Raw genomic sequence first — 15,608 nt, forward strand, 5'->3', positions numbered from 1 at the left:
GCTCCTTCACTGATGTGCGGCGGGGTCAGGCCCGCTGGAGTTGGAAGCGCTGATCGGGCTTCCCGTGGTCGTGCCGTTCAGCGTGGTGAGCACCGCGTCGTAAGCGGGCTTCTTGGTGCCACCTCGGTCGAACAACAGCGGGTTCTCACTGGCGCGCCAGGAGTCGCTGTCCCGGATTCCCCAGGTGGTGATCCCGGTGCAGCGCGGCACGTTCAGGCAGGCCCGGATGGTGGCGGGCGGGCCGCCGCTGCCGAAGTGCGCCTGCAGGCCGACACAGTCGATCGGGACGCCGCGGGACCTGAAGTCGCGCACCAGGTTGTGGACACCCTGTGTCTTGGCGGCGGGATCCGCCGCGCGGGCGGCGCGCAACGTGTTCGCGTCCCGGATTCCGCTCACCCAGCCGGGTAGCTGCTGATGCCACACGAGGGTGTGCCCACGGAGTTGCTTGTTCTGACTACGGGCGTGGTTGGCGACCCGCTCGGCTCCGCCGAACGTGAAGTTGTCGCGGGACGGCTCGGTGGCGTCCCATTTCATCTCGTTCTCGGGGGTGATCGAGCTGAACTCCCGGTTGAGAATGGTGGTGTACTGCGCGTCGCCCAGGGGCCCGGCCGCGGCGTCGTCGGCGGCCGGTACGAGCGTGATCACGCTGGTCGCGGCGAGCGAAGCGATCGCCCAGCGGAGCGAGGTCCGTCTCCGCCGTCGGGGGACCGGAGCTGCGGGTTCATACTTCCTCCTTCGTCGTTGAAGGCATCCGTGCGGTGCTGCTGAGAGCGCTCCCAGTTCGGGGTGGGAAAAGCCCAGGACGTGGATGGGGTGGCCGGACCAGTGCCCTCGAACCGCCAGGTCTCGTTGACCTGACTGGGTTTACCGGTCCGCCAGGGGGACCATCACGTCCTGGCGGGGGTGGCCGGCAGGTCGGTGAAGAAGGGGGCGAGCGCGTTCCGCGGGTGAACCACGAGGACTCCCGAGTGGGGTCGAACCGGTTCGATCAGTTCGTAACCGTACGCGATCCGTTATGTACAGCGCAATGCTTCAGTCTTATCCGGGGTAATGGATCAGTCTTATCGAGCAGTGTCCTTCCGGCGCCTCCTGGGGCAACCCCTCGTGCAGGCCCTCGGGATCACGCGGGGTGACAGTTCGGCCTTCGCGGACACGCGGAGAGTGCCTGAACGATCCGCCCTCCTGGGAAAGCGGTTTCCCGCGAGGGTAGGGCGGGCTTGGAACACCCTCGCCGACCAAGGTGACCGCGTTCGTCCGACGGGAAAGTCCTTGACGCCGTTGGAAACAGATCAATATCGTCAGCCCGTCACCCTCTTCACGTGCCGGTTCCGCTCGGCGGTCAGGAATGTTCCTCTGTGGACCGTGCGAATGGCCGTGCGATCGTGTCCACAATGGACACGGTCGACGATGTCCTGGTCGTGGTCATCGGTGTGGAGCGGATCGGTATCCGAGCGAGGAGGACGCGGGTATGCGCGTGTTTCGGATCATTGCCACGGTGCTCTTGGTCGCCTGCGGGCTGCTGTCGCCGGCGGGTCCGGCCGGCGCCGGGTCGCACCGGTACGCCGGGTATCTGTTCGTCTCCTTCACCGGCGAGAACACCGCGGACGGGGAGCAGGTGCACTTCGCGCTGAGCCAGGGCGATGACCCGCTGCGGTGGCGGGAGCTGGGCGGCGGCGAGCCGGTGCTGAGGTCGACGCTCGGGACCAAGGGCGTCCGGGACCCGTTCGTCATCCGGTCGCCGCGCGGCGACCGGTTCTACCTGATCGCGACGGATCTGAGGATGTACGGCCGCGACGATTGGGACCAGACCACCCGCCACGGCAGCCGGTCGATGGTGGTGTGGGAGTCGAAGGATCTGGTGCGGTGGAGCGAGCCGCGGCTGGTCGAGGTGGCGCCGGAGACCGCGGGCAACGTGTGGGCACCGGAGGCGTTCTACGACCCGGCGCGTGGCGCCTACGTGGTGTTCTGGGCGTCCACGCTCTATCCGGCCGGCGATCCCGGCCACACCACGAAGTCTCATAACCGGATGATGTACGCCACCACCAAGGACTTCCGCACGTTCAGCGAGCCGAAGGTCTGGTTCGACCCCGGGCATTCGGTGATCGACTCCACGGTGGTCGAGCACAACGGCGTCTACCACCGGTTCTCCCAGGACGACCGGGGTGCCGGCGGCGGTGGCTCCACGCCGTGCGGGCGGTACATCACCCAGGAGAAGTCCACGATGCTCACCAGCCCTGGGTACGCCCTGGTGAAGGAGTGCGTCGGCAAGGACGCGATCGTCGGTGGCGAGGGTCCGCTGGTCTTCCGGTCGAACACCGAAAAGCGCTGGTACCTGTTCATCGACGAGTACGGCGGCCGCGGCTATCGACCGTTCGAGACCACCGACCTGAGCTCAGGCGACTGGCGACCCGTCGCGGACGCGCAGTTGCCGGGTAAGCCCCGGCACGGCACCGTCCTGCCGGTGACGCGGGCCGAGTACAACCGGCTGGCCAAGATCTGAGGCCGCCGTCGACCTCTCGCGAAGGGACCAACCGCGTGCCGATCCTGGCCACCCGCGCCCGTACTTCCGCCGCTGAGCACTCGAAACGGCGCCGGGGGTTCGCGATCGGCGCTCTCGCCCTCGGCGCGTTCGGCATCGGCCTGACCGAGTTCGTCGTCGTCGGTCTGCTCGGACCGCTCGGTGAAGACCTCGACGTGTCCATCCCCACCGCCGGTCTGCTGGTCACCGGCTACGCGGCGGCGGTGGCGATCGGCGCTCCGATCATGACCGCCGCGGGCACCAGGCTGCCGCGCAAGACGATGCTCATCGCGCTGATGGGTCTCTTCATCGCCGGGAACGCGCTCGCCGCCGTCGCGCCCGGATACGGCGTGCTCATGACCGGCCGGATCGTCACGGCCCTGTGCCATGGCGCTTTCATGGGCATCGGCCCGGTCATGGCGGCGAGTCTCGTCGCCCCTGAGCGGCGCTCCCGCGCCATCGCGCTGATGATGACCGGGCTGACGTTGTCGACGGTGGTCGGCGTTCCGTTCGGAACGGCGCTGGGCCAGCAGCTCGGGTGGCGTTCGGCGTTCTGGGCCATCGCCCTGATCGGTGCGGCCGCGCTGGCCTCGATCGTGGCGTTCGTGCCCTCGCGACCGAACGACCCGGGCGCCGGGCTCCGCGGCGAACTGGCCGTGTTCCGCCGCTCCCGGGTATGGCTGGTCCTGACGACGACGACGCTCGGCTGGGGCGCGGCCTATGCCGCGATCACCTTCCTGGAGCCGATCCTGACGCGGGTCGCCGGTTTCGACGCCCCGGCGGTGCCGTGGCTGCTGTTGCTCTTCGGCGCGGGACTGACCGGCGGCAACCTGCTCAGCGGCAGGCTCGCCGACCGGGCACTCCTGCCCACGTTCTACGGCACCATCCTCGCGGCGATCGTCGCACTGGTCGTCTTCGCCTTCGCGGTGCACCATCAGGTGTCGGCGGTGATCATGGTGTTCGTGCTGGGTGCCGCCGGGTTCGCGATGGTCCCCGTCTTCCAGACCCGCATGATGGACGCCGCCAAGGACGCGCCCTCGCTCGCCTCCTCGTCGAACGCTTCGGCGTTCAACGTCGGCATCGCCCTCTCCGCCTGGCTCGGCGGGATGGCGATCGACGGCGGGTTCGGACTGATCGCCCCGATGTGGATCGGCGTGGCACTGGGCGTCGCCGCGCTCGGTGTAGCCGTGGTGTCCGGCGCCATCGAGCGCCGCGCGCCGCCCAGCGGCCTCAGCTGACGTTGGCCGAGAACGAGTTGACCGCGAGGCCGACTCCGCCGCTCCAAGGCTCGAATCCGGCCTGAATGCTGGTCAGGTACCAGGAGCGGTCGACACGGGTGCGGGCGTCGACGTCGTTCACGAAGTCCATGACGTTGAACGACCAGCTCGCTGTCGGGGACTGGGCGACGTAGGAGACCACGTCGTTGCCGCCGTTGTTGCCTTGCCACACTTCCCAGCCCCGGCCGCCGATGGTCGTGGTGCCGACCCGGCCGCCGATCGGTTGCACGCCGCCGGTGCGGTTGAGCCAGATCATCAGCTCCATCTGGTTGACCCCCGTGGTCTTCGCGGCCGGATCCATCCAGATGTCGTAGGAGGCGTTGTACGTGGACCCGCCGACGTAGGTGTAGGAGATCGACGACGACGCGTTGCCGATCCGGCTCAGCTGCCGTGGCAGGTTCGTACCGGGAGAGCAGTTCCCGTAGTGGCAGCCAAGGTAGACCGCCGGATACGACAACGGGGCTCCGCCGCTGGTGGAACCCTGCTGGGTCTGGATCCGGAACCCGCTGCCGGTGACGTTGATGCACTGCGTCGCGCTGCTGCCCCAGCGGTTGTTCATGACGACGTAGCGGCCGCCGATCGTGGTCGATCCGTACTGGTCGCAGATCAGTGTGTCCGCATGGGCGGGCGGCGCGGCCTCGACGGCCGGTGCCATGAGTCCGGCCGTGGCCAGTGCTACCGCGGACAGGGCGTGCTTCAGTTTCATGTGCCGCCTCCACCTCGTTGTGCGGGGCGCATCTCTGGGAGCGCTCTCAGGTCGGATCGCTTTCGATGAAACCACAAGAAGACCCGTGAGCAAAGAGCACGGCCGTGATCAAGTTTCGAAGCGTCCTCTCCGGTGAGCCCTTTTCGCCCCGTGGCCGAGTGGCTCTGCCCGAAGGGTCGCGCGACTGTCCATTGTGGAGTATCCGGACTCGCGACCGGCGTGTCAACGGGTGCGCCGGTGTCTCGGCGAACTATCCACAATGGACAACGACGGTAGCCCTGCCGCGAGGAACCGCGTTCCAATACCCTCGGCGGCTCACCCTGTCAGTCCGGGACCCGGGCCGGCGGGGTGCGATCAGCGCCGATGGCGACACCGACGATCATGCAGGGCTCGGTCCCGTGGTTGCGCCAGGCGTGCCGCGTGCCGTTCTGGACGACCACGTCGCCCTCCCGCAAGAGCCGCTGTTCCCCGTCGCCGAGTTCGAGCGTGATCTCGCCTGAGATCACCAGGACGTAGTCGATGCTGTCGGTGGTGTGCATCCCCGCCGAGCCGGGTTCCATCGCCGCCATCGCGCCCGGCATCAGTTTCTCCAGCTCGTTCAAGGCGGCGGCCTGATCGAGATCGGGGGAGGGAACCAGCTCGCCCGGCGCGATCGTGTTGACCATGAAGCGCGAACCGTCCGGTGGCGGGTAATAGGCCTCGGCGGACCGCGGCGAGCCGTCGTCGGGGAACGTCGGCCGCTCATCGCGACCCCACAATCGGTACGCCGCACAGCCGGGCATCAGCTCGGACGTGATGGGCTCGACGGCGCGGTCGTCCACCACGCGAGCCCTGCCCGCGGCGTCGTGACCGGTGACCACCCGCCGAATGCTCTTGTGCATCGAATCCTCCCTGATACTGGACCGTATGGATACTGGTGCGTATCCATACGGCAGCGTATCCTCGTGCCGGGCGCATCGTCAATACGGTGCCGTATCCTGCGGTGCGTGACGAGTGAGGCGACCCGGCTGTCCGCCGGAGACTGGGCCCGGGCGGCGCTGAAGGCGATCGCGGAAGGCGGACTGGCCGCGGTCGCGGTCGAACCGCTGGCGCGGACGCTCGGCGTGACCAAGGGAAGTTTCTATGCGCACTACCGGAACCGGGACGAGCTGATCACGGCGGCACTCTCGGAATGGGGGAGAAGTCACGGCGAAGACGGACTCGCCCGATTCGCCGCGATCGCGGATCCCGTGCAGCGGTTGCGCGAGCTGCTCACCGTTGTCGTGCAAGCCGTCCAGCCGCTCGCGCCGTCGGTGCATCTGAGCCTGCTCGGTGACCGCAACGACCCACGGGTCAACGAGGCGATCGGCCAGGTGAATCGAGCCCGGCTGGACCTGCTGACCCGGACCTATCGGGAACTCGGCCTGTCACCGGACCGCGCGGCATCACGGGCGCGAGTCGCCTACGCGGCCATCCTCGGTCTCCTGCACCTGGCGCAAACCGATCCGGACGCCCCGGAACCGGCGGTACTCGCCGACGAAGCAGCCGCGATCTTCCTGTCCTCGTCACGCTGATCGTTCGGTCTCGTCACGGTGCGCCGGGGACCTGGGGAAAACCTTGAAGAGGCCTTGTACGAGTGACGGCGATCCGCTACCCCTGAAGACGAGGAGGGCAGAGGCCGTGCTGGAAATGGGGGTGCTGGGGCCGGTCGAGGTGGTGGCCGACGGGGTCCGGCTCGATGTCGGGCACGCGCGTCAACGTGACGTTCTGGCGGTGTTGCTGCTCGAAGTCGCACGAGTGGTACCGGTCGACACGCTGGTCGACCGCGTATGGGGCGAGCGGCCGCCCGCACAGCCGAGGAACGCGCTGTACGGCTACGTGTCCCGGCTGAGGCGGGCTTTCGCCCCGGTGGACGGTGTGACGATCGAGCGTGACCGCGGTGGCTACGTCCTCTTCGCCGATCCGCGGACGGTGGACGTTCACCGCTTCGAGAGCTTGCTCGGGCGCGCGCGGACGACGGCGGAAGACGACGTCGCGCTCTCGCTGTACGAAGAGGCGCTGGCGTTGTGGCGGGGCAGGCCACTGGGCGAGCTGGAGTCCGAATGGGCGGACGGCGTTCGCGGCGAGCTGGCGTACAAGTATGAAGCGGCCGTGCTGGACCGCAATGACCGCCGGCTGCGGAGCGGTGCCCACGCCGCCGTGCTGGCCGAGCCGCCACCGGACGGCGTGGCCGGGGAACGCGCGGCGGCGCAGCGGATCGAGGCGCTGTACCTCGACGGACATCCGGCCGACGCGCTGCGGGAATACGAAACGTTCCGGTCGCATCTGGCGGAGGAGCTCGGCACCGACCCTGGGCCCCGATTACGCGCGCTGCACCAGCGAATCCTGACCGGCGCAGGGCCGGATGGCGACCGGTCGGCCCCTCGGCAGCTACCGGCCGCGCCTCCCTCATTCGTCGGACGCAAGGAGGAGTTGGCGGCGCTCGACCGGATGCTCGCCGACGGGGGCGCGGTCGCGGTGATCTCCGGCGCGGGCGGTCTCGGGAAGACCTGGCTCGCGGTGCGGTGGGCGACCGACAACGTGACCCGGTTCCCCGACGGGCAGCTCTACGTCGATCTCCGGGGCTTCGACCCGGCCCACGAACCTGTGCCCGCGGCCGGTGTACTCCGCGGTTTCCTTGGCGCGCTGGGTGTTGCCGGGAGGTCGATTCCGTCCGAGCCGGACGAGCTGGCGGCGCTGTACCGGAGCCTGACCGCCCACCGACGGCTGCTCGTGCTGCTCGACAACGCCCGGGACACAGACCATGTCGTCCCGTTGCTCCCGGGCGGATCTTCGTGTTCGGTCCTCGTCACGAGCCGTCACGGGTTCGGCGGGCTGCTGACCACCCATGGCGCGAGCGCGCTGCCGCTGCGAACCCTCGACGAGCGTCAGGCGCGGGAGCTGCTCGCGCACAAGGTGGGCGCGGCCGCCCTGGCCGGGGAACCCGAAGCAGGACAGGAAATCCTGCGCCACTGTGGTGGCTTGTCCTTGGCGCTCGCGATCGCCGCCGCACGGATCGCCGTCCAGCCGGGCAGGCGGCTGTCCTCGGTGGCCGCCGAGCTGCGCGAAAGCCGGCTGGACGCGCTGGACACCGGGGAGCTGTCCGCGAGCGTGCGCGCGGTGTTCTCCGCCTCCTACCGTTCCCTCGACCGCCAGTGCGCGTCGGCGTTCCGCCTGCTCGGGCTCTTGCCCGATGGTGGCATCGACCGGGCGGCCGCGGCCGCCCTCTTCGCGGACACTCGGCCACTGCGTGCCTTGTGTGCCGCCCATCTCCTGGAAGAGAATCCGCCGGGCCGGTTCCGGATACACGACCTCGTCAAGCTTTACGCTGCCGAACTCCTCGCCGAGACCGACGCCCCCGCCGACCGCCTGGCCGCGTCGACCCGGTTGTTCGATCACTACCTGAGCTGGGCATCGGCCGCCATGGACCGGATGTCACCCCACGAGCCCTACCTCCGGCCGCGGACAGCACGTTCGGCCGGGCCACAGCCGCACTTCGCCGCCCACGAGGACGCGCGTGCGTGGCTCGACACCGAACGCGCCACCATGCTGGCGCTGGCCGCCGACGCGGCGGAAACAGGCATGGCAGAGCAGGTGATCCGGCTGTCCGCGATTCTCTGGCGATATCTGGACGTGGCCGCGCACTACCACGAGGCACTCACCCTCCACACGACCGCTCTCGCGCTGACCGGCACCGGCACGGCGGAACAGGGCTTCGCCGGGCAGGCCGTCGGCATGGCCCTGTTCCGGCTCGGCCGTTACGACGAGGCCGCCGGTCATTTCGAGCAGGCCCTGTCCATCGCCCTGGATCGGCGAGACGACCTCCTCGAAAGCATGGTCCGCAACGGTCTCGCGTCGGTGGATGACATGCGCGGCCGGCGGAAGGACGCCCGGAAGCAGTACAAACTCGCTCTCGCCGCCGCCCGCCGCACCGGCCATGCGCTGCTGGAAGGTATCGCGCTGTGCAACCTCGGCGAGCACTACAGCTGGTGCGGCCATCATCAGGCCGCGATCGGCTTCTTGGAGCAGAGCGGCGGAATCGCGCAGGATCTCGGTTCAGCCGGTCTCGGTGCACCGGTGCTGGCCGCGCTGGGCAGCGCCTACGCCGGCCTGGGACAGGACGACAAGGCCACACGGCACTTCCAGCGTGCCCTCGAGTTCGCCCGTACCGGTGGGAACACCAACGTCGAAGTCGCCACCCTCAACGAGTTCGCCGCCACGAAGACCGGTGCCGAGGCGATCAAGCTGTACGAGGACGCACAAGTCCTCGCGCAGCGGATCGGTCATCTGCACGAACGCGCCAGAGCCCACCATGGCATCGGCAAAACCCACCACACCGGCGGGAACCACAGCGAGGCGAGGCCGCATCTGGAGGCCGCCCTCGCCGCGTACACCGAGCTTCGCGCACCCGAAGCCGATGAGGTGCGCGCACTGCTCAGCGCGGCTCGACAGTCAGGCCTCACCTGCTGATTCAAGGATTCTTCAAGGTTCTCTCCCGGCTCCGCCGTGATCCTGATGGCCGGTCGCCCACCGTCCACGGGTGGGCGTGGCGGATCACTCCGCCGACGGTGAATTCTTCTACGGGGAGCGGACATGGTCGGAATCTGGGTAGGGCTCGGCGTTCTCGTTGTGGTCATCGGTCTCGCCGTGGTCACCGATCTGCGTGATCGCGGGCGCGGCGGGACACGGAAATTCCTGTTGCCGGGCTGGGCGTCCCGGCGCGCGGACTACACGGAGCACGACCTTGTCCACGGACGTCCGCTGACGAAGTCGCCGCGCGAGGAGGCCGAGGAACACCGTCAGCGCTACCGTTCCGGCGATGAGTGACGCCACGAAAGCAGGCCGTCCCGGCACCCCGGAGTAGCCAGGCGCCGATCCGGATACTCGCTCGGTGACGGTCGGCACGAGCGGGGAACGGGGCGATGGGGGATCACTGGTGGTGGGGAGCGGTGGGTGCCGCGTTGGTCGTCCTCGGCGTGTCGGTGCGGCCTCGGGTGAGACGGGGGTGGCGGTCGTTCGTTCTCGAGATCGTCACTCTGGCGGGCTGGATGCTCGTCGTGGTGTTCCTGATCAGGCCCTTGGTACCGGCGAACGTTCTCGGCATCACGATCCTGGTCGTGATCGCGTTGTGCGTTCTGGCGGTTCCGCTGATCGCTCGGCGCAAAGCCGGCCGAGAGGGCTCTCGGGAGCGCCGAAGTCGTGCACAGTCTTGACGCTCGTCACGGTACTGCCTAATGTCGGATCCGATCGGTTGGCCCTCGGAAGGTGACGGCAATGGCTGGCATGCGGAATGTCCTGGTGGCCGCGATGATCGTGACGGCGGCTTTGGTCGCGCCGGGCAGTGTGGCGGCGCAAACCCCGTCCGCGACCCGTCATTCCGGCGTCCTGCCGAACGGCACGACGTGGATCGCCGATGTCCCGGCACCCTGGAACGGCACGATTCTGCTCTACAGCCACGGTTACGACCCGAGTCCGGCGAACCCGCCGCGCAACGCGCCGGATCCGGCCACCGCCGAGGCGCTTCTCGCGCGAGGTTACGCCTTGGCGGGTTCGTCGTACTCGCGTGCCGGATGGGCCCTCGGCACCGCGGCGCGGGACCAGCGGGACACGTTGCGCGCGGTGGCCGGACTGACGGGCGCCCCACGCCACGCGATCGCGGTCGGCAGTTCGATGGGAGGACTGGTCACCGGGGAACTCGCCGAGTTACCGGGCGTGCGGCTCGATGGCGCCGTGGCCACCTGCGGTCTGATGGGTGGCGGCGTCGACCTGCTCAACTACCAGCTCGACGGCGCGCACGCCGTGGCCGGATTGCTGCTCCGCGGACAGCCACTGAAACTGACCCGCTTCGAGAGCGCCGCCGAGGCGACGGCGACCGCGCAGCGGATGGTCGACGCGCTGGATCAGGCCCAGGCCACAGCGGAAGGCCGGGCGCGGGTCGCCCTGATCACCTCGCTCTTCCTTGAACCCGGCTGGGTCCCAGGACAGCCGAACCCGTCGCCGGACGATCGGCAGGCGCGGCAGGCGGGCCAATATCGCAATCTCCGCGCCATCCTGCCCTTCATCCTGCCCGCGCGGTACGACATCGAGCAGACCGCCGGCGGGAATCCCTCGTGGAACACCGGTGTGGACTATCGCGGGCTGCTCGCGGAGTCCGGCAGGCTCGGCTTCGTGTCGGATCTCTACCGGCAGGCGGGCGCCGACCTGAACGGTGACCTCGACATGCTGACCCGCACCGCCGATGTGAAGGCGGATCAGGCGGCCGCGCGCTGGATGGCCTCGACTTCAGTCCTGAGTGGACGGTTGGCGATCCCCGTGCTCACGATGCACACCACCGACGACAACCTCGTCCCGGTCGAACACGAGGACGAGTACGCCGAGGACGTCCGTATGGCGGGTGCCGGCGGGCTGCTGCGCCAGTCCTACACCGCCCACCCCGGACACTGCACCTTCACCACCGCCGAACTGGTGGCCGCGGTGGAGACCGTCCATCGCCGAGTGGACACCGGGGGCTGGGGTACGTCGGCGCGACCCGCGCGGATGCAGGCACTCGCGGAGTCTTTCGGACTCGTCTCCGCCGCCTTCCTCGAGTTCCGCCCGCAAGGGTTCACCGGAGACCGCCGGCCACGGCAGTAACCGGTCTCGCCTCGGGGTTGGCCTACATCATCGACGTGGCCGTCAGAGCACGGTCTCGATCAGCGCGAGAGCGTCCCGGCACAGCTGGGCCGACTTCGCGTCGTCGAGCCTTTCGTGCACAGGGATGCTTTCGCGGGCGTCATCGGCGGCGAACCGCCATTGAGACCGGGTCAACCGGATGGCGATGACCTGGTCCAACGGCGGCCAGTTCCCCTCCACCCAAGGGACTTGGTCCCATCCCGCCTTCCTGATGCTCTCTCCGACGCGGACAGCGTCGTCGTCACCGTCTTCGGCGGCAAGCGATACGACGTTGTCGATCCCGGCATCGATACCCGCCCAAATCCCGGCAGGCATTCGCAGGGTGATCGGCTCGTCCGGAAGATGTTCCATGGGGACATCCTGCATCCGGTCTCATGACTGTTCGAGATCGGCCGCCGCGCCGGGCTCTCGGTCAGTGTCCGTCTCGTCGCAGGGTCTGGTAGGGCGGGCAGGCGTACACGGTGCGGTAGTAGGCCGCGAAGCGACCGGGGTGGAAGAAGCCCCAGCGGGCGGCGATCTCGGTGACGGTGACGCCGGTGTCCGGGCCGGCGGCCTGTAGTTCCCGGTGCGCTTGGTGGAGGCGTGCTTGGCGGAGGTACCCCATGGGGGTGGTGTCGCGATGGCGCCGGAAGGCGTATTGCAGGGCGCGGATGGAGACGTGTGCGGCGGCGGCGATGTCGGCGGCGTTGATGTCGCGGTGGGCGTTGTCGTCGATGAACGCCATCGCCCGCCGCAGGGTGGCCGAGTGCGCGTCGTGGCGGTCTTCGATGGTGGGCTCGACCAGCGCCGTGTTCGGGAAGGTGTGCAATACCGTCGCCGCCAGCAGCCGCCCGGCCGCACCGGCCACGAGGGGTTCGGCCATGGTGCGGGGCCGGTCGCGAAGACTGGCTTCGAGGTAGTCGATGGTCGCGGCCAGCTGCCGCGCGGCCGCACGGGTGCCGGGACGGAGGTCGGTGAACAGCACCGGGGCGGGGCGGCGGGTTTCGGCGGTGGCGGCGACCTGGCCCAGTACCGGGAAAGGGACGGAGATGCCCTGGAGGCCACCTCGGGGTGTCCGCAGCCAGTACGGGGCGCCGACCTCGCTCCTGGAGAGAAGGAACATCTCGCCGGGACCGAATCGATGCTCGGCGCCCTCGGACCGGTACTCGAAGGTCGCGGTGCGGTGGCGGCTGATCATCAACGTCGGCAAGGACTCCACGGAGTAGGTCATGTCGATGGTCTGCACGGTGTCGATGGCGAACGTGGCCACCGCCAGCCGGGTGTGGCGGAGCAGATGACCGTCGCTGGGGCTGCCCAGCCGGATACTGCTGCCGTAGGCACCGCTGATGTACTCACCCCAACGCTCATGATCGCGGGTCTCGAACAGCACGGGCTGGGACGGGGCGGCCATCTCATGTCTCCTAGGCACAGAAGAACGTCGGCGACCCCGGGGTCCGGCCGCCACCAGTACGGCGAGCAGCCTCCTCCTCCCGAAGGGGAAACGCGGCGGCTGTCAGGAACGGCCACGCGGATGGAGCATATTTCGACGAATTTCCACCGGACAGGCTCATCGACAGGCACATCACCTGTCCGGCCGAGGACGGCATCCCTGATTCGCCCGCAGAGATTCCGAAAGCGCTCGAGACCCGCTGGATCGGTCGTCGGGCGTGCTCATCCCGAGCGAGCGGACAAACCTTCGGTGCGAGCCGAGAAATTGTTTACGCCGCAACGAAAAAACCGCCCGACCCGGACTTTCGTCCAGATCAAGCGGTCTTTCTGTCCGTCGGGCTGACAGGATTCGAACCTGCGACCCCTTGACCCCCAGTCAAGTGCGCTACCAAACTGCGCCACAGCCCGGACCCGCGCTCCGTGGAGTGCGATGTGAGTACTTTAGCGGGTCCGAAAGCAGGGCTTGCAACCAGGGGTCACTGTGTGTCTGAGCTGGGAAAACGGACCGTGAGGGCCGCCGACGCCGCAATCAGGCGGCGTCGGCGGGGTCACTGTGGGTTGCCCGCGTGCGTGAGGGTCTGCCAGGCGACGAACAGGCTGTTGGTGCCTGCCGGGCGCTGGCGCAGGGTGAGGGCCTCGGTGTTGCTCATGGTGTGCCCGAGGCGGGTGTGGAGGTGGTTGTAGCCGACCTCGGTGACCGGGCCGAGGCCGAGCTTCAGGCTGCCGCCGCACAGCCACGACGGGACGGCGGCGCCCATCTGGTACTTCGCGTGGAAGCCGAGGCCTTCGCGGAGGCGGTCGGCGATCTCCGGGTAGAGGTCCTGGCCCTGGATGCGGGTGGTTTCGGCGAAGTTCGCGATGGCGGCGAGGCCGTAGCCGGTATGGGTGAAATCGCGGCAGGTCTCCTGGGAGAGTCCGTTGACGAAGGTCGTCTGGCCCTGCCAGTACTTCACGATCTTGTCGCGGGTGTCGAGGCCGCTGCCGGGCGCGGTCTTCGGGAGCGCTCCGTCGCTGGTCAGGTAGAGGTAGGCGGGCACGCGGGTCCGGAACTTCGCGACGGCCTTGTCGTAGCTCGTCTTGTCGTCGAGGAAGACCGCGATGCCGACCGCGGCCTCGGTCATGCTGAGTTCCCAGTTTCCGTTGCTGTGACTGCCGTTGATCACCTCGGGCAGGTACACGTTGCGCAGCATGGTGCCGAAGCGGCCGGAGTTCGGCCAGTTCGGGTAGGTGTGCTTGATGATCTCCGCCGCGCGCGGCCAGGAGGAGGCCGACCAGGCCGACTGCAGGGGAGCGTTGCTGTTCGTGTGGTCCTTCACTACCGCCGACCAGGCGTCCATGATCTCGATCGCCTTGGTCGCGTATTTCGCGTCGCGAGTGATGTACCAGGCGAGGGAAAGGGAGTACGCGGCGATCGCGTCCTGCCGTTCATCGGTACACCCGATGTTCGGATTCGAATAGGGACCGCATTCGACGACGGCGCGCGGTTTCGGTGACCGGGACAGCGACGCGTACGAACTCGACATCATCGCGTCGTAGGCCTGTTTCCACGGTTGCGCGCCGGCCTGGACCTTGGCGCGCACGAAATCCAGTTGCGGGCGGCTGACCAGCACGCCGGGGTGGGTGAAGGTGGCGGGTGCGGCCTGGGCGGGAGCGTGGAAAAGGCCTAGCGCCAAGGGGATGAGCGTGGTCAGGGCGAGCAGTTTCCTCGGTAGGGACATGGTTCTCCTCGGGCGGGTGTGAGCCAGGTCACCGGCGGCGTGTGGTTCAGTGTCGTGGTCTGAACCAGTTGAGTCAAGACCTTAATTCGCCTCGAAAAGAAAGAAGGAACGCTTTGTTCAGCGGGCTGAACAAAGCGGTCAGCCCGCTGAATGAATCAGTGCCGCCAGGGGCCGACGAAGGCTGGGCTTCCGATGGGGTAGCTGCCGATGAGTTCCCAGGTCGCGAGTTCGTAGGCTTGGATCGCGTCACTGCTCTGCGCCGCGACATAACAATGCTCGCCGACGATCGAGAAATGCCGTGGCCATTCACCGGTCCCGTGGTCGGCGACGGCTTTCGGGAGGACGCCGTCGAGCGTGAACTCGGTGATCGCTTCGGGGCCGCGGCTCGACAGGAACAGCCGGTCGCCGTGGAGTTCGAGCTGTGCCGGGAGGTTCTCGCCGCCGGGGTTCAGGGTCGCGGGAACCGAGTTCACCACCGTGAACGAGCCCGGCTGCTCTTCGCGCACCGTCACCAACGAGGCGGCCAGCTCGCCGACGATGTAAGCGTGGCCGGTGCCCGGACGCCGGACCAGCTGACGTGGGCCGGTGCCGGCGGGCAGCGCCGAGGACGAGACCGGGATCAGGTCGCCGTCCTCGCCGATGCGGTAACCGCGGATCTCGTCGGCGCCGAGATCGACCGCGCTGACCAGTGTGCCGGTCTCGTCCACCACGGCCATGTGCACGTGCGCGGCTTCCTGCCGCTCAGGGTGGGGCCCGGTGCCTTCGTGCTGGACGAGCGCCGTGCGCACGGTGGGTACCCCGTCCGGGCCGAGCGCGAAGGCGGCGAGGCTTCCGCCGCTGTAGTTGGCGCACAACAGGAACCGGCCATCGGGCGTGACCGCCAGATGACACGGATCCGCGCCGCCGGTCGGCAGCGAGTTCAACGCCTCCAGCGTGCCGTCCTCGGCGACCGCCACGGCGGTGATGGCGCCCTCGGCCGTCTCGTTCACGGCGTAGAGCACCGGCAGCGTGGGATGCGGCGTCAGCCAGCTTGGCGAGTCCAGCTCTAGGGAGCCCGCGGGGGTCAGCTCCCCGGTCCGCCCGTCACGCCAGAAGGTGCCGATGCCTTCACCGTTGCCGTTGCTCGCGGCGGTGTAGGAGCCGACGATGATCAGGATCCGGTCGTCGTTCGCAGGAGTCACAGGCCCACTGTGCAGCAAACGGGGACATCCGTGAAGGCCTCCTTCCCTACCCTCAAGGTAGGCAAGGAGGCCTTCACGGACTGACCGGAA

13 protein-coding genes and 1 tRNA gene are annotated in these 15,608 nt (G+C 68.5%); 6 read left to right on the forward strand and 8 right to left on the reverse strand.

The annotated features are described in order from the left end of the window. Positions 1-6: 6 nt before the first annotated feature. Positions 7-645, reverse strand: coding sequence for an endo-1,4-beta-xylanase (locus ACZ5ZX_RS10250; RefSeq protein ID WP_465501689.1), 639 nt, complete (start codon positions 643-645; stop codon positions 7-9). Positions 646-1,495: 850 nt separating this feature from the next. On the opposite strand from ACZ5ZX_RS10250, the gene ACZ5ZX_RS10255 reads away from it, so the two are divergent. Together ACZ5ZX_RS10255 and ACZ5ZX_RS10260 are read left to right on the forward strand one after the other, a co-directional pair. Then, positions 1,496-2,500, forward strand: a complete 1,005-nt coding sequence (locus ACZ5ZX_RS10255) for a glycoside hydrolase family 43 protein (RefSeq protein ID WP_465501690.1) — start codon at positions 1,496-1,498, stop codon at positions 2,498-2,500. A 35-nt stretch (positions 2,501-2,535) separates the two neighbouring features. Next, complete coding sequence (locus tag ACZ5ZX_RS10260) at positions 2,536-3,756, forward strand: MFS transporter (RefSeq protein WP_465501691.1); 1,221 nt, start codon at positions 2,536-2,538, stop codon at positions 3,754-3,756. Here the strand turns inward: ACZ5ZX_RS10260 and ACZ5ZX_RS10265 are convergent. Next, positions 3,749-4,501, reverse strand: coding sequence for a GH12 family glycosyl hydrolase domain-containing protein (locus ACZ5ZX_RS10265; protein ID WP_465501692.1), 753 nt, complete (start codon positions 4,499-4,501; stop codon positions 3,749-3,751). The two genes, ACZ5ZX_RS10260 and ACZ5ZX_RS10265, sit on opposite strands and share 8 nt — an antisense overlap. Positions 4,502-4,824: 323 nt before the next feature. Continuing rightward, a complete protein-coding gene (locus ACZ5ZX_RS10270) occupies positions 4,825-5,382 on the reverse strand; it encodes a cupin domain-containing protein (protein ID WP_465501693.1) in 558 nt (185 codons plus the stop codon). Positions 5,383-5,487: 105 nt separating this feature from the next. Here ACZ5ZX_RS10270 and ACZ5ZX_RS10275 point away from each other — a divergent pair, with 105 nt between their 5' ends. From ACZ5ZX_RS10275 to ACZ5ZX_RS10290, 4 genes are all read left to right on the forward strand, one after another. Continuing rightward, complete coding sequence (locus ACZ5ZX_RS10275; RefSeq protein ID WP_465501694.1) at positions 5,488-6,054, forward strand: TetR/AcrR family transcriptional regulator; 567 nt, start codon at positions 5,488-5,490, stop codon at positions 6,052-6,054. Positions 6,055-6,169: 115 nt separating this feature from the next. Beyond that, positions 6,170-8,989 (forward strand): AfsR/SARP family transcriptional regulator, encoded by a 2,820-nt coding sequence (locus tag ACZ5ZX_RS10280; protein ID WP_465502157.1) that lies wholly within the window; start codon positions 6,170-6,172, stop codon positions 8,987-8,989. A gap of 123 nt (positions 8,990-9,112) precedes the next feature. Then, the gene (locus ACZ5ZX_RS10285) at positions 9,113-9,346 is read left to right on the forward strand and encodes a hypothetical protein (protein ID WP_465501695.1); all 234 of its coding nucleotides are present in this window, start codon (positions 9,113-9,115) and stop codon (positions 9,344-9,346) included. Between the two features lie 447 nt (positions 9,347-9,793). Continuing rightward, a complete protein-coding gene (locus tag ACZ5ZX_RS10290) occupies positions 9,794-11,152 on the forward strand; it encodes a lipase family protein (RefSeq protein ID WP_465501696.1) in 1,359 nt (452 codons plus the stop codon). Between the two features lie 42 nt (positions 11,153-11,194). On the opposite strand, the gene ACZ5ZX_RS10295 is transcribed toward ACZ5ZX_RS10290, so the two are convergent. From ACZ5ZX_RS10295 to ACZ5ZX_RS10315, 5 genes are all read right to left on the reverse strand, one after another. Then, on the reverse strand, positions 11,195-11,542 hold the full coding sequence (locus ACZ5ZX_RS10295) for a hypothetical protein (protein ID WP_465501697.1): 348 nt from the start codon (positions 11,540-11,542) through the stop codon (positions 11,195-11,197). Positions 11,543-11,603: 61 nt separating this feature from the next. Continuing rightward, the gene (locus tag ACZ5ZX_RS10300; protein ID WP_465501698.1) at positions 11,604-12,581 is read right to left on the reverse strand and encodes a helix-turn-helix domain-containing protein; all 978 of its coding nucleotides are present in this window, start codon (positions 12,579-12,581) and stop codon (positions 11,604-11,606) included. A 372-nt stretch (positions 12,582-12,953) separates the two neighbouring features. Then, positions 12,954-13,027, reverse strand: a tRNA-Pro gene (locus ACZ5ZX_RS10305). A 140-nt stretch (positions 13,028-13,167) separates the two neighbouring features. After that, positions 13,168-14,337 (reverse strand): alginate lyase family protein, encoded by a 1,170-nt coding sequence (locus ACZ5ZX_RS10310; RefSeq protein WP_465501699.1) that lies wholly within the window; start codon positions 14,335-14,337, stop codon positions 13,168-13,170. A gap of 155 nt (positions 14,338-14,492) precedes the next feature. Next, positions 14,493-15,518, reverse strand: coding sequence for a lactonase family protein (locus ACZ5ZX_RS10315; RefSeq protein ID WP_465501700.1), 1,026 nt, complete (start codon positions 15,516-15,518; stop codon positions 14,493-14,495). Between the last annotated feature and the right edge of the window lie 90 nt (positions 15,519-15,608).

Source organism: Amycolatopsis sp. NPDC033938 (genome assembly GCF_055575975.1).

Bases quoted from the DNA above. Each gene is read 5' to 3' on its own strand.
- ACZ5ZX_RS10265 (WP_465501692.1), bottom strand. From the start codon at position 4,501: ATGAAACTGAAGCACGCCCTGTCCGCGGTAGCACTGGCCACGGCCGGA.
- ACZ5ZX_RS10270 (WP_465501693.1), bottom strand. From the start codon at position 5,382: ATGCACAAGAGCATTCGGCGGGTGGTCACCGGTCACGACGCCGCGGGC.
- ACZ5ZX_RS10280 (WP_465502157.1), top strand. From the start codon at position 6,170: ATGGGGGTGCTGGGGCCGGTCGAGGTGGTGGCCGACGGGGTCCGGCTC.
- ACZ5ZX_RS10285 (WP_465501695.1), top strand. From the start codon at position 9,113: ATGGTCGGAATCTGGGTAGGGCTCGGCGTTCTCGTTGTGGTCATCGGT.
- ACZ5ZX_RS10290 (WP_465501696.1), top strand. From the start codon at position 9,794: ATGGCTGGCATGCGGAATGTCCTGGTGGCCGCGATGATCGTGACGGCG.
- ACZ5ZX_RS10295 (WP_465501697.1), bottom strand. From the start codon at position 11,542: ATGGAACATCTTCCGGACGAGCCGATCACCCTGCGAATGCCTGCCGGG.
- ACZ5ZX_RS10300 (WP_465501698.1), bottom strand. From the start codon at position 12,581: ATGGCCGCCCCGTCCCAGCCCGTGCTGTTCGAGACCCGCGATCATGAG.
- ACZ5ZX_RS10310 (WP_465501699.1), bottom strand. From the start codon at position 14,337: ATGTCCCTACCGAGGAAACTGCTCGCCCTGACCACGCTCATCCCCTTG.